This is a genomic window from Phreatobacter sp., assembly GCF_051860605.1.
Taxonomy (GTDB): domain Bacteria; phylum Pseudomonadota; class Alphaproteobacteria; order Rhizobiales; family Phreatobacteraceae; genus Phreatobacter.
On record NZ_JBHYDR010000005.1, the window covers coordinates 268,658 to 281,725 of the forward strand.

A 13,068-nucleotide genomic window follows, 5' to 3' on the forward strand; every position below is an offset into this window, starting at 1 on the left:
AACCCGTCCTGAAAGCTCGGTGTGAGCAATCGGGATCGCCACGGCAGCCCTTGATCAGCCGGGCGATCCGAAGCGCGGGCCTATACAGGAAGACGCCGGGACCGGCAAGAGCCCGTTCCGGCCTGGCGGCCTTCCGGTTCAGCCCAGGCGGCGCTGGGTGACCGTCATGAAACGGTTCCAGCTGCCGTCCGGCATCAGCACCTGGCCCGAGAAGCTGCGCTCGTTCTGGCCGATGATGGTGATGATGTCCTGATATTTCGCCATCGTGCCGTCGCCCGACATGCTCGGCCCCTCGCTGTCGAGCGTGAGCACCTTGCCGGTTGCGTCCAGGTGGCCCTCGTAGAGCCACATGCGATGCATCATCGAACCCACCCAGGAGCCGACAAAGCAGCCACGGGCCGGGTCATAGCCGAGCGTGATCTGCGTCAGGGCCGTGCCGCCGCCGGGCATCTCGCCCTCGCCGGCGCCAACCACCCACATGCCGCCGAGCGAGCGGAAGCTCTCGCGGCCGCGCATGACCTGGTCCGGCTCGCCGGGGCCGCCGGGGCAGGAGCCCTCCGTCTCCCAGTCGCCGACAAGCTGGTCCAGCCAGCGATGTTCCTGCTGCGGTTCGCCGATCATCGGTCTCTCCCTGCGATATGGATGTGGACTGGGGTGGTCAGGCTTCCGCGGCCGCCTTCATGCGGCCGAGCCCGGTCTCGAAATCGCCGCCCACCATGCGGTCCATGCTGAAGACGAGGCCCATCAGCCTGGCGATGAAGGGCTGGGGCCCGAACATGGCCCAGGTGATGCGCGTGCCGCCGGCCTCGGGCGTCAGGACGAATTCGGCGGTGTTCTGCGCAGCGAAGGGCTTGATGAAATCGAGCCGGATGGCGATGCGCTGCGGCTCGTCCGCGAGGATCTCCATGCGGCCTTCCCCGGCCTGGCTGTTGCCGCGCCAGGCATAGGTCGCGCCCCGGCCGGACGGGTTGCCCGCATAGCTGCGCTCGAGGTTGGGGTCCCTGTCCTCCCACGGCGACCAGGCGCGCCAGTTGCGGAAATCGGCGATCAGGGGATGGATGCGCTCGGCCGGCGCGTTGACGATGATCGAGCGTTCGATGCGGAAGTGGTCGGCGCGTGTTGCCGCGAAGCCGAGCATGGCGACAACGACCGCGACGAGGCCCGAGATCACGTACCACATGGCGGTGCTCCGCGTAGTTAGTAAAAATAACTCAATAGTTCTCTAAGGCGACTCCCATGCCATGTCAATCGCACCGACGGGGCGCGGGCACATTGCTCCGCGGCGCCGGCTGCGTCATCAATGGCGCCGTGGAGGAGCCTGTCATGCCCAAGGGATACTGGATCGCCCGCGTCGATGTCCGTGACGCCGAGTCCTACAAGAACTATGTGGCCAAGAACGGCATCGCCTTCGCCAAGTTCGGCGGGCGGTTTCTCGTGCGCGGCGGGACGTTCGAGCCGGTGGTCGGCTCCAGCCGCTCGCGCAACGTGGTGATCGAGTTTCCGAGCTACGAGCAGGCGCTCGCCTGCTGGAATTCGCCGGAATACCGGGATGCCCGCGCCGAGCAGAAGGGCGGCGCCGACATGGATGCCATCGTCATCGAGGGCTATGAGGGTCCGCAGCCGGGCTGATCAGCCGGGCTGGCGGCCGGGGCCGGCCGCCTGAACCTGTTCCGTTCAACCTCCGCCGGTCGCCTCGATGACGTCGTCGAGCGTGCGCAGGCCCGGCCGCGGCGAGTTGACGAGAACGGCCATGTTGCCGGGCGCATGCTTGTTGGCATGCATCAGGGCGTGGGCGGCCGGGATCTTGTCCCAGGGGAACAGTTCGCTCATGCAGGGATCGACCCGCCGGTCGAGCACGAACTGGTTGGCCGCCGCGGCCTGTTTCAGATGGGCGAAATGCGAGCCCTGGATGCGCTTCTGCCGCATCCAGACATAGCGGGCATCGAAGGTGATGTTGAATCCGGACGTGCCGGCGCAGAACACCACCATGCCGCCGCGCTTCACCACGAGGCAGGAGACGGGGAAGGTCGCCTCGCCCGGATGTTCGAACACCATGTCGACATCCTTCTTGCCGGTGATGTCCCAGATCGCCTTGCCGAACTTGCGGGCTTCCTTGGTCCAGGCGGCATATTCGTCGGAATTCACCGTGGGCATCTGGCCCCAGCAGTTGAAATCCTTGCGATTGATGACGCCCTTGGCGCCGAGCTGGAGCACGTAGTCGCGCTTGCTCTCGTCGGAGATGATGCCGATGGCGTTGGCACCGGCGGCGGCGACCAGCTGGACGGCGAACACGCCGAGTCCGCCGGAGGCGCCCCAGACCAGCACGTTGTCGCCGGGCTTCAGCGTATGGGGCGGGTGTCCGAACAGCATGCGGTAGGCGGTGGCCAGCGTCAGCGTGTAGCAGGCGGCCTCCTCCCAGGGCAGGTGCCGGGGCTTTTCCATCAACTGGCGCGACTGGACGCGGCAGAACTGCGCGAAGGAGCCGTCCGGCGTCTCGTAGCCCCAGATCCGCTGGGAGGTCGAGAACATCGGGTCGCCGCCATTGCACTCCTCGTCGTCGCCGTCGTCCTGGTTGCAGTGGACGATCACCTCGTCGCCGACCTTCCAGCGCTTCACCTTGGCGCCCACCGCCCAGACGATGCCCGAGGCATCCGAGCCGGCGATGTGGAAGGGGTGCTTGTGGCCGTCGAGCGGGGAGATCGGCTGGCCGAGGCCGGCCCAGATGCCGTTGTAGTTCACGCCGCCGGCCATGACGTAGATCAGCACCTCGTCCTCGCCGAGGCTCCAGGTCGGCACGACCTCGACCTTGAACGACTGTTCCGGCGGGCCGTGGCGGTCCTTGCGGATGGCCCAGGCATACATGTTCGCCGGGACATGGCCGAGCGGCGGGACTTCGCCGAACTCGTAGAGGTCCTTCAGCGGGCGGGAAGCGGGCGCGGGGGCAGCGGCAGCCATGGTGTCACCTCTTGGGTCGTCATGAGCCTTCTTGGCCGGGCTCGTGGGAGGCGGAGTATGTGCAGTGCAACATGGAGAGGCAAGACAGAATCCACAGGCCGGACGGGAAATATCGCCACGCCCGGCTCAGACTTTCGGCAGATTGCGCTTCCAGCCTGCGGTGTCCGGCCGTCCCGGTCAATCGCCGTGGCAAGCGGGCGGCCGGGGCGCTAAGCTGTCGTCCCCGGTGCCCCCGGCCCGGCAGAACAGCGGAGACATGCCCATGCCCATCGAAAGCCTGCTCATCCTGATCATCGTCGGAGCGATCGCCGGCTGGCTGGCCGGGATCATCGTCAAGGGATTCGGCTTCGGCCTCGTCGGCAACATCGTGGTCGGCATCATCGGCGCCCTGATCGCGACCTGGCTGTTCCCGCGCCTCGGCATCGCCATCGGCGGCGGCATCCTCTCCGCGATCATCTCCGCGACGCTGGGTGCCGTCATCCTCCTCTTCCTCATCAGCCTGGTCAGGCGCGCCTAGCGCCTCCGTCGGCGCGCTCGGCCCTCCCCCGGACGGCCGAGCGCGGGCGACTTTCGCTGCATTGCAATAAATCGTCACACGGCACAGAATGGACGCCAAGAACCCAGTCGGGAGGCGACCATGGGCAGCACGACGAAGCGCGACCGGCCCTGGCTGATCCGCACCTATGCCGGCCATTCGACGGCCGCCAAGTCGAATGCGCTCTACCGGGCGAACCTCGCCAAGGGCCAGACCGGCCTGTCGGTTGCCTTCGACCTGCCGACGCAGACCGGCTACGACGCCGACCATGTGCTGGCGCGCGGCGAGGTCGGCAAGGTCGGCGTTCCGGTCTCCCATCTCGGCGACATGCGCACGTTGTTCGACGGCATCCCGCTGGCCGAGATGAACACGTCGATGACCATCAATGCCTGCGCGGCCTGGCTGCTGGCGCTCTATGCGGCGGTGGCCGACGAGACCGGCGCGCCGCGCGACCAGCTCTCCGGCACCACGCAGAACGACATCCTCAAGGAATATCTGTCCCGCGGCACCTATGTGTTTCCGCCCGAGCCGTCGCTGCGGCTGACCAAGGACACGATCCTGTTCACGACGGCCGAAATGCCGAAGTGGAACCCGATGAACGTCTGCTCCTACCACCTGCAGGAGGCCGGCGCGACGCCGGTGCAGGAACTGGCCTTCGCGCTCGCCAATGCCACCGCCATCCTCGACACTGTGAAGGCCTCGGGAGAGGTTCCGGAGGCGGATTTCGGCGAGGTGGTCGGCCGCATCTCGTTCTTCGTCAATGCCGGCATGCGGTTCGTGACGGAGATGTGCAAGATGCGCGCCTTCGTCGACCTGTGGGAGGAGCTGGTCGAGACCCGCTACGGCGTCACCGACCCCAAGCACAAGCTGTTCCGCTACGGCGTGCAGGTGAACTCGTTGGGACTGACCGAGCAGCAGCCCGAGAACAACGTCTATCGCATCCTCATCGAGGCGCTGGCGGTGACGATCTCGAAGAAGGCGCGCTGCCGCGCCCTGCAGCTTCCCGCCTGGAACGAGGCGCTCGGCCTGCCGCGGGCCTGGGACCAGCAATGGTCACTGCGCCTGCAGCAAATCCTCGCCTACGAGACCGACCTGCTGGAGTTCGGCGACCTGTTCGACGGCAATCCGGCGGTTGCCGCCAAGGTGGAGGAGCTGAAGGCCGAGGCGCGCGCCGAGATGGCGCTGATCGCCGGCATGGGCGGGGCGATCGCGGCCGTGCCCTACATGAAGTCGAAGCTGGTGGAGAGCAATTCGCGGCGGCTGGAGGCGATCGAGAGCGGCGAACTGACCGTCATCGGCGTCAACCGCTTCACCGAAACCGAGCCCTCGCCGCTGACCACCGGAGAAGGCTCGATCATGGTGGTCGACCCGGCGGTGGAGGCCGACCAGATCGCCAGCATCCGGGCCTGGCGCGAACAGCGCGACGCAAAGGCCGCCGACCGCGCGCTTGCCGACCTGCGTTCGGCCGCCCAGGAGGGCCGCAACATCATGGAGCCCTCCATCGCCGCGGCGAAGGCCGGCGTGACCACCGGCGAATGGGGTCAGGTGCTGCGCGAGGTGTTCGGCGAATATCGCGCGCCGACCGGCGTCGGCCGGGCCGCCCGCGCGGATGCCGGTGACCTTGCCCCGATCCGCGAGGAGGTCGAGAAGGTCTCGCGTGTGCTCGGCCGGCGCATCAAGTTCCTGGTCGGCAAGCCCGGGCTCGACGGCCATTCCAACGGCGCCGAGCAGATCGCCGTGCGGGCACGCGACTGCGGCATGGAGGTCGTCTACGAGGGCATCCGCCTGACACCGGCCGAGATCGTCAATGCGGCGCTGGAAGAGGGCGTCCACGTCGTCGGCCTGTCGATCCTGTCGGGCAGCCACATTCCGCTGGTCACCGAGGTGATGGAGCGGATGCGTGCGGAGGGCCTGGACGGCGTGCCGGTCATCGTCGGCGGCATCATCCCGCCCGAGGACGAGGTGGTGCTGCGCGAGGCCGGGATCGCGGCGGTCTATACGCCGAAGGATTTCCAGCTGAACGCCATCATGGCGGACATCGTGCGGATCGTCGGCGCCGGGGCCCGTCAGGCGGCCTGAGGGGGCGAGGTTTGCGCTCGCTGAACAGAATTCCCCACCCTTACCCTCCCCGCTGCGCGGAGAGGGGGACTTTGACGTCGCGCCTTATCCCGGCCGCAGGGCCTGGCGCGACGGGTTCAGCATCGGGTGTAACGCCATAGTCCCCCTCTCCGCGCAGCGGGGAGGGTGAGGGTGGGGCCTGCGATCCGCACGGCGGCAAGCGCGTTTGGGGTCAGCGATCCGCACCACGGCAAGCGCGCTGCCATATATCGCCTCCGCCCCGCACGGTTGTGCCCGTCCGGCCTGCCCAACGGATCCGCGTCTTTCGAGGCTCGGGCTAATGTCCTCGCACCTCAGGATGAGGAGGGATGTGAATTGTAGCCGGCGAGCGAGGCTCCGCGCCCTTGCCGCGCCGCCCATCGATATGCTGCTAGACGACTGCAACATGTATGAGGCTGGGATCGATATGACTGCTGGGAATCCAATTCGCCGCCTCCATTTTCGGCACGGAAATCTTTTTTGAATACTGATGACTGATGGGCGCCGCCTCCTGGCTACCGATGCAGCCGGGGCTCTGGATCAATGCGGATGAGACGGTGCGGGACGGGGTGAATGTGGAGGCCAGCGCGTAGGAGTTGGCGAAGTGCAAGCACTGGTTGACACCGTGGCTGATGTTCACGCTGAATGGCTTGACCGACGAAGCGCAAGGACTGGCAGCGTGATGCCAAAGAAACCCAGCAGACCTGCGAAGCCCAAAACGACATCAAGTCTCGACCCAAAAATTGGTGTTGGACAGACAATCGGGGCAGCTGTTGGGCCGGCTGCCAAGAATTTTGGAAAGGAGATCGCGCCGCTTGGGTCAACAGCCGGTCAATTGGTGAATCGTGCAGCTCATGTTCTGATGAGGCCAGTATTTGGCGTTATATGGGGCGCAGAACGACTATCTGATTGGATAAATGAGAAAATAGAACCAAGGGTTCATAATATTCCAGAAGAAAATAGAGTCGAGCCGGACATGCAGATTGCCGCCTCCGCATTAGAGGCGGTCAGAACGTTAGATGGAAAAGAAAATCTACGGGACATGTTCGCAAATTTACTCTCAAATGCCATGGATTCTCGCGTTAAAGGGGAAATTCACCCGTCCTACGTCGAAGTATTGAAGCAAATTTCTGTCGATGAAGCGAAAATCATAATGAAGCTGCATAATGGCCCGTCATTGCCAATCATGACGCTGTCAAAAAAGAAAGAGGGAACGTCAATAGTTCCTATTGTTGTGCATTATTCTGATATTGCCTTGCAAAGCAAATGTGAAAATCCGATTATGACAAGGGTTTACATTGAAAATCTAGATAGGCTAGGTGTTTTATCTGCAAAGTATACGGGCAATTATCACTTTGACATAGTAGGCACTAGTGGTAGAAGAAACTGGACAGGCCGGCACTGCTGAGATTGATGTCACTCCAGCCATGATTTCGGCGGGTGTTAAAGTGCTGCGAACTCATGTGGCCTCAGAGGGCCGCTTCACGAGGCGCGATGGGCAGATCGTCCTTGCCATACATCGAGCGATTTTAGGGGCTCGTGATTCTGAGGAGCAGTCTTTGGAAGCGTTCATTGACGACTGCGATGTCCTCGAAAAATGCTTTCGCAGATAGCTCGGTTTCGTACACGAGTTGTTTCCCAGAGAGGGTGCGCGTCGGGTCGATCCTCACGATGCGCCCTTTGCCGCCAGCCGCCCACATGTGGTGCATGAACTCGTTCCGCCGATCGGTGACACGCTTCACGTGCTCATCAATGAATGAGATGGCCTCATCAGCAAGCGCCTTATCGTCGATTTCGGCCAGAAGCGCTTTGAGTATCTCGCGCCTACGTCTTGCGGCGAATTCGTAGAACGTCAGTTGCGCATTGGAGCGACTGATACGCAGCAGGCTGGCGTATAGCCTGCACATTTGGTCTTCGAGGAGCGCGAAGTGCCCCGCAACGAACCCGACATACGTTGCTATATTGGGGGAGCCTTCGAGGGGGATAATTGCGCGGTGAGGCTTTGTCATGTCTGATGGTCCCGATCGGCTAGGGGCGACTCGAAATGATGCGGGTCGCCTCTGCTTCGAGAGCGTCCACGACGCGGCTAACTTCGGTAAACGCTTGGCGCAGGAATCCCGTAACTGGCACGCCTGTCAGCCCCCTCGATGGGCCGAAGGCTACAAGTCCGGCGATCTTGAACTGGTAGTCGAGGTGTCCGTTCGGGGCTGTGACGCCAATAATCATCTCGTTTTTGTCCCAGTCCCATTCGGGGGGCAGGCCGATGGAGATAACGTTGGTGCCGCGAATGTTGTCGTCTCTGTATTGGGTGATCCGCCCCCCCACTTTGTAGGTGACGCTGTGTTTGTTCGGGCCGGCGGCCTCAATGAGGGCGCACAGGGTGTGGTTCCCGCCTGGCGCTCCATTTTGAGTTGGGTATGTTTCGAACGACTGGAAAATGGGGTGCAATTCGGTCGGAATTTTTCTCCTGAGCCGCCCGAGAAGGTCGGAGGGCGTTTCTCCCTTGGGGAAGAAAACGTCACCGGGTTCCGCGCCGGTAACAACGGCAACGGCGGCGCAGGCGGCCTGATCCAGAGCGTGTCGAATGTCGTTGAGAGCAGTGGTCGCGAGGTGCCTCGCCTTGGCCGGGAGCGGGTTTCTGAACGCGACCTTGAAAACCTTGTTTCCGGTCTCCGGCTCTATATCCACGACGTTGGTGTATCCATTCTTTGTGAGAAAGGCTTCGCAGAGGCCTTCGAATTTCGAGATGTTTTCGCTCGATTGCGTCAGCAAAAACCGGGGGCTTTCGAATGCGTCGGCCATTGAGTGACACCAAGAAGGAGGGCGAGAAGCTCGACGAGCGCCCCGATGGCTGGGATCGTTTCGAGCGCGCGGTTGATGCTGCAATCAAGAGCGGGCCGAAGCACAAGCCGGCGCCCAAGCCGATCAAGAAGGATTGAGAAAGAGGCGCGGCAGTCGCCCACCGCGCCTCCCCGTATTCACCGCTACGCAGCGGCCGGGATATCGCCGTAACGATGCCCGTTCTTGATCTCGCTCACCCGCCCGGGGTTCACGTCGTAGTCGGCGGCGATGCGGTTCAGAAACTCACCCTCACGGATGCGCTTCTTGATCATCGCCACGTCCCACGGAGTGAGACGACGGGAAGGGGAACGAATGCCGCGCTGCGGCGTCTGCCTATCAGCCATGAGTAGTGACCTTTCATGGTGGCTGATGGTCTGAACCGTCTTGCACGCGATCCCCAAATCAGCGTAGTGAAACGCTGTGGGTAGTGACCACGTGGCAGGTGCCCGGTTCAGACAGACACTCTGCCTCGCCTCAATTCAAACGGCTCGGAGCGCCAACTCCGGGCCGTTCGTTTTTTCCGAGGCAATCAGAACCCACCAACGATCAGCTTCCGCGATTCGTCAAGACGAGCGCGAGTAACGGCCACAGCTTTCCGGGACATAAGGAAATCCTTATGCGGGAATATCTAGCCTTCCCTTGGGGATGACTTCCTGAACTTGCGACGTATCAGACGGATGCCGGCCTTGCGGAAGAAGCGCTTCAAGGTGGTATCAATCGCACCCGTGCGAGTCAGGCCGCCGATAGGTGAGACGCTTGCCCACGATGCCGGGGATCGAGGCTGAAAAGCGCTCGTAGTCGGTTACGGTGCGGTTGTTGTAGCGGAAGTCGAACTCCGCGAGATAGCGGTGCAGGTGGGCTTCCGAGACGTGGTGGAACGAGCCCGTGATGCCGCGTTTCACGAGGCTGAAATAGCTCTCGGCGGTGTTGATGTGGATGTAGCCGCCGAGGCGGGCATATTCGTTCGCTGAGTGGTTCACGGTGCTGTGGCTGGCGAACTTCTTGCCGATGCCCGGATAGACCGTGCTCTCGTCCGTCATCAGGGCCGTGGCCTTATCGACGTTGGCATTGATGATTGGGCCAAGGGTGGCTGCGGTCACAGCCGGGACATGGAACGAGCGGACCTTGCCGTCACGCTCGATGAGGGACAGCACGGGCTTCTTGGGTGCGGGCTCGCGAGTGACGCGGTTCTTGGCCTTGCCGCCAACCCACGTCTCGTCAGCCTCAACGGTTTTGCCGCCACCGCCGAGGGGGCCGGTGTGGACCTCGCGCAGGCTCTCGCGGATACGGTGGCAGAGGAACCAGACGGTCTTGTAGGGCTTGCCGATCATGCGGCTGATCTGCAGGGCTGACATGCCCTTCTTCGACGCCATCATGAGGTGAGTGACGGCCAGCCACGTATGCAGCGGAACCTTGGAGCGCTCATAGAGCGTGCCCACGGTGACCGTGAAGGGTTCGCGGCAGGCATTGCACTGGTAGAGGCCGGGACGGTGGCTCTTGCCCTTCATGAGGGTGGCGCGATTGGCCTCTTTGCAATGAGGGCAGACCGGGCCGTTCGGCCAAACCCGTGCTTCAAGCCACTCGCGGGCTTTGGTCTCGTCGTGAAAGATCGGGTTGGACAGGTTCGACATGGATAGGCTCCGGTATTGAGCCCATCATACAGGTAGAGCCTACTACGTCAAGGTGATAATTGCCAGTATACGTCTTGGTTTTCGGACGATGAAAAGTATAATGATTTAAGAAAGATGCCAGAATACTTGAAATTAAAACAAGAATTCGGCGAGTCGTTCCAAGAGCAGAGGGGCATTGCGCAGATGACCGAATATGGCCGGAACTTAGCCAAAGCGGTCAGCTAAATAGCATCAGGCCACCGCTTCGCGGGCCTTCTCGGCGCGCTTGCGGTCGTTCGGGTCCAGATGGGTCTTGCGCACCCGGATCGACTTCGGCGTCACCTCGACCAGTTCGTCGTCCTGGATCCAGGCCAGCGCCTTTTCCAGCGTCATCCGGATCGGCGGGGTCAGGCGCACCGCCTCGTCCTTGGAGGTCGTGCGGATATTGGTGAGCTTCTTGCCCTTCAGCACGTTCACTTCGAGGTCGTTGTCGCGGTTGTGGATGCCGATGATCATGCCGCGATAGACCTTGACGCCCGGGTCGATGATCATCGGGCCGCGGTCCTCGAGGTTCCACATGGCATAGGCGACGCTCTCGCCGATGTCGTTGGAGATCAGGACGCCGTTGATCCGGCTCGGAATCTCGCCCTTGTAGGGCTCGTAGGCCTTGAACAGGCGGTTCATGATCGCGGTGCCGCGGGTGTCGGTGAGAAGCTCCGACTGGTAGCCGATGAGGCCGCGCGTCGGGGCGTGGAAGACCAGGCGCAGGCGGTTGCCGCCCGAGGGCTTCATCTCGACCATCTCGGCCCGGCGCTCGCTCATCTTCTGCACGACGACGCCGGAATGTTCCTCGTCGACGTCGATCAGCACCTCCTCGACCGGCTCCAGCGTCTCGCCGCCCTCGCCCTTCTGGAAGACGACGCGCGGCCGCGAGACGGCGATCTCGAAGCCCTCGCGGCGCATGGTCTCGATCAGGATGGCCAGCTGCAATTCGCCGCGGCCGGAGACGAAGAACGTGTCCTTGTCCGGGCTTTCCTCGATCTTCAGCGTGACATTGCCCTCGGCCTCCTTGAACAGGCGGTCGCGGATCATGCGGCTGGTCACCTTGTCGCCTTCGGTGCCGGCGAGGGGCGAGTCATTGACGATGAAGCCCATCATGACGGTGGGCGGGTCGATCGGCTGGGCCTGGATGGCGGTGTCGACCGAGGGGTCGCAGAAGGTGTCGGCGACCGAGCCCTTGGACAGGCCGGCAATGGCGACGATGTCGCCGGCGACGCCTTCGTCGATGGGCTGCCGCTCGATGCCGCGGAAGGCGAGGATCTTGGAGACGCGGCCGGTCTCGATCAGCGAGCCGTCGCGGGCCAGCACCTTGACCGACTGGTTCGGCTTGATGCTGCCGGACGCGATGCGGCCGGTGATCATGCGGCCGAGGAAGGGATTGGCCTCCAGCAGCGTGCCGAGCATGCGGAACGGGCCGGGCTCGACATTCGGCTCGGGGACGTGGCGCAGCACCAGGTCGAACAGGGGGGAGAGGCCCTGGTCCATCGGACCTTCCGGCTTCTCGGCCATCCAGCCGTCGCGGCCGGAACCGTAGAGGATCGGGAAGTCGAGCTGGTCGTCGGTGGCATCGAGCGCCGCGAACAGGTCGAAGACCTCGTTGATGACCTCGATGTGGCGGGCGTCCGGACGGTCGATCTTGTTGATCGCGACGATCGGCTTCAGGCCGATCTTCAGCGCCTTGCCGACCACGAACTTGGTCTGCGGCATCGGCCCCTCGGCCGCATCCACCAGCACGATGGCGCCATCGACCATGGAGAGGATGCGCTCGACCTCGCCGCCGAAATCGGCGTGGCCCGGCGTGTCGACGATGTTGATGCGCGTGTCCTTCCAGACCACCGAGGTGGCCTTGGCGAGGATGGTGATGCCGCGCTCCTTCTCCAGGTCGTTGGAGTCCATGACGCGCTCGGCGACGCGCTGGTTCTCGCGGAACGAGCCTGACTGCTGCAGCAGCTTGTCGACGAGCGTGGTCTTGCCATGGTCGACATGGGCGATGATGGCGATGTTGCGCATGCTCATGGGGGCGGCGTCCGGTCGCTGGAAAGCAAAGCGCGGGCCCCCGTGAAACGCGGACCCGCATGCTCGTGTTGCGCTGCACTTATAGGAGGGGCGGCCCCATGGCAACGGAAACGGCACGGACCGTGGCAATGGCGTGCGGTCTCGCGTTCTGCAAGGCCATTGCAGAATGCATCGGTCAGAGCGGGAGAGGCCCGGGCGGGGGCAGGGCCCCGCGATCAAGATATTGATGGGGACGCTGCGCCAATCACCATATGCGGTGTTGGCACGGCTCATGGCCGCTCTGGCACCGGTCCTGCTGAATAGGTTGCGAACCGGCGTCAGGTATTGCGTTGCCGGATCACTGGCTCGGACGGGAGGGGACCGCAATCTGCGACCCCTTGAACGTGGTCTCCTCCCGCTCCACCCTGCCGCCGCGCCCATTTTGGGCGGCCCGGACGGCCAATGCCACCCTGCATTTCGCGTCGATTGCGCAAAGTCTGCGGCTCCGCAGCTGACCTAGGGTCATTACGGGCTTGCGGCAGGATGCCGCTCTGGTTCACACTCCGGTTTGGAATCGTTCCATGTGGCTGCATGCGCAGCCGCGACGGGAGCATGTGATGACCGATCAGAAACCCAAGAAATCGCTGGCGAAGCCCGCCCCCGAGGGTGGCGTGGAGCCGAAGCTCGACCGGCGCCTGTTCATGTTCAAGACGCTCATGGGCGGCGCAGCCATTGCCGCCGCAGCCACCGTGACCACGGCGACGCCGGCCGAAGCGCAGCGGCGCCGGGTGACCGACAGCGACCCCTATGACCGTGAGGGCCGCGGCCGCGGCCGCGTCGTCATCCGCCGCGGCACCGACAGCGACCCGTGGGACGATCCGGGCCGTGGCCGGCGCCGCGTGATCCGCCGCCGCGTGCGGGTGACCGACAACGATCCGTGGGATGCACAGGGCCGCGGTCGCGGCTGGTAGGCGC

Annotated in this window: 14 protein-coding genes; 6 read left to right on the top strand and 8 right to left on the bottom strand. The window is 63.7% G+C overall.

Features of this window, described 5'->3' with window-relative positions:
• Nucleotides 1–138: 138 nt before the first annotated feature.
• The gene (locus ACTIFS_RS11145; protein ID WP_439574161.1) at nt 139–621 is read right to left on the bottom strand and encodes a DUF1579 domain-containing protein; all 483 of its coding nucleotides are present in this window, start codon (nt 619–621) and stop codon (nt 139–141) included.
• 37 nt (nt 622–658) lie between these two features.
• Nucleotides 659–1,180, bottom strand: coding sequence for an SRPBCC family protein (locus ACTIFS_RS11150; RefSeq protein WP_439574162.1), 522 nt, complete (start codon nt 1,178–1,180; stop codon nt 659–661).
• A 143-nt stretch (nt 1,181–1,323) separates the two neighbouring features.
• Here ACTIFS_RS11150 and ACTIFS_RS11155 point away from each other — a divergent pair, with 143 nt between their 5' ends.
• Nucleotides 1,324–1,629 carry a DUF1330 domain-containing protein gene (locus tag ACTIFS_RS11155; protein WP_439574163.1) on the top strand — a complete coding sequence of 102 codons (306 nt, stop codon included), beginning with the start codon at nt 1,324–1,326 and terminating at the stop codon, nt 1,627–1,629.
• 45 nt (nt 1,630–1,674) lie between these two features.
• Here the strand turns inward: ACTIFS_RS11155 and ccrA are convergent, their stop codons facing one another.
• Entirely contained in the window at nt 1,675–2,955 is a 1,281-nt protein-coding gene (gene ccrA / locus ACTIFS_RS11160; RefSeq protein WP_439574164.1) for a crotonyl-CoA carboxylase/reductase, read from the bottom strand.
• A gap of 262 nt (nt 2,956–3,217) precedes the next feature.
• Between ccrA and ACTIFS_RS11165 the strand changes: the two genes are divergently transcribed.
• The 3 genes from ACTIFS_RS11165 to ACTIFS_RS11175 all read left to right on the top strand — a co-directional run bounded on the left by ACTIFS_RS11165 (nt 3,218) and on the right by ACTIFS_RS11175 (nt 6,995).
• Complete coding sequence (locus tag ACTIFS_RS11165; RefSeq protein WP_439574165.1) at nt 3,218–3,472, top strand: GlsB/YeaQ/YmgE family stress response membrane protein; 255 nt, start codon at nt 3,218–3,220, stop codon at nt 3,470–3,472.
• A gap of 120 nt (nt 3,473–3,592) precedes the next feature.
• A complete protein-coding gene (locus ACTIFS_RS11170) occupies nt 3,593–5,569 on the top strand; it encodes a methylmalonyl-CoA mutase family protein (protein ID WP_439574166.1) in 1,977 nt (658 codons plus the stop codon).
• 622 nt (nt 5,570–6,191) lie between these two features.
• The gene (locus tag ACTIFS_RS11175) at nt 6,192–6,995 is read left to right on the top strand and encodes a DUF4393 domain-containing protein (protein WP_439574167.1); all 804 of its coding nucleotides are present in this window, start codon (nt 6,192–6,194) and stop codon (nt 6,993–6,995) included.
• Nucleotides 6,996–7,116: 121 nt separating this feature from the next.
• Here the strand turns inward: ACTIFS_RS11175 and ACTIFS_RS11180 are convergent, their stop codons facing one another.
• Nucleotides 7,117–7,596, bottom strand: a complete 480-nt coding sequence (locus ACTIFS_RS11180) for a hypothetical protein (protein ID WP_439574168.1) — start codon at nt 7,594–7,596, stop codon at nt 7,117–7,119.
• Nucleotides 7,597–7,615: 19 nt separating this feature from the next.
• Nucleotides 7,616–8,389, bottom strand: coding sequence for a hypothetical protein (locus tag ACTIFS_RS11185; RefSeq protein ID WP_439574169.1), 774 nt, complete (start codon nt 8,387–8,389; stop codon nt 7,616–7,618).
• On the opposite strand from ACTIFS_RS11185, the gene ACTIFS_RS11190 reads away from it, so the two are divergent.
• Nucleotides 8,389–8,526: a hypothetical protein gene (locus ACTIFS_RS11190; RefSeq protein ID WP_439574170.1), complete on the top strand. Its 138-nt coding sequence runs from the start codon at nt 8,389–8,391 to the stop codon at nt 8,524–8,526. The two genes, ACTIFS_RS11185 and ACTIFS_RS11190, sit on opposite strands and share 1 nt — an antisense overlap.
• Nucleotides 8,527–8,571: 45 nt before the next feature.
• Here ACTIFS_RS11190 and ACTIFS_RS11195 read toward each other — a convergent pair whose 3' ends face one another.
• From ACTIFS_RS11195 to typA, 3 genes are all read right to left on the bottom strand, one after another.
• The gene (locus ACTIFS_RS11195) at nt 8,572–8,700 is read right to left on the bottom strand and encodes a hypothetical protein (protein ID WP_439574171.1); all 129 of its coding nucleotides are present in this window, start codon (nt 8,698–8,700) and stop codon (nt 8,572–8,574) included.
• A 441-nt stretch (nt 8,701–9,141) separates the two neighbouring features.
• Nucleotides 9,142–10,059 (bottom strand): IS1595 family transposase, encoded by a 918-nt coding sequence (locus ACTIFS_RS11200; RefSeq protein ID WP_439574172.1) that lies wholly within the window; start codon nt 10,057–10,059, stop codon nt 9,142–9,144.
• A gap of 231 nt (nt 10,060–10,290) precedes the next feature.
• The gene (gene typA / locus ACTIFS_RS11205) at nt 10,291–12,114 is read right to left on the bottom strand and encodes a translational GTPase TypA (protein ID WP_439574173.1); all 1,824 of its coding nucleotides are present in this window, start codon (nt 12,112–12,114) and stop codon (nt 10,291–10,293) included.
• 596 nt (nt 12,115–12,710) lie between these two features.
• On the opposite strand from typA, the gene ACTIFS_RS11210 reads away from it, so the two are divergent.
• A complete protein-coding gene (locus ACTIFS_RS11210; protein WP_439574174.1) occupies nt 12,711–13,064 on the top strand; it encodes a hypothetical protein in 354 nt (117 codons plus the stop codon).
• Nucleotides 13,065–13,068: the final 4 nt, after the last annotated feature.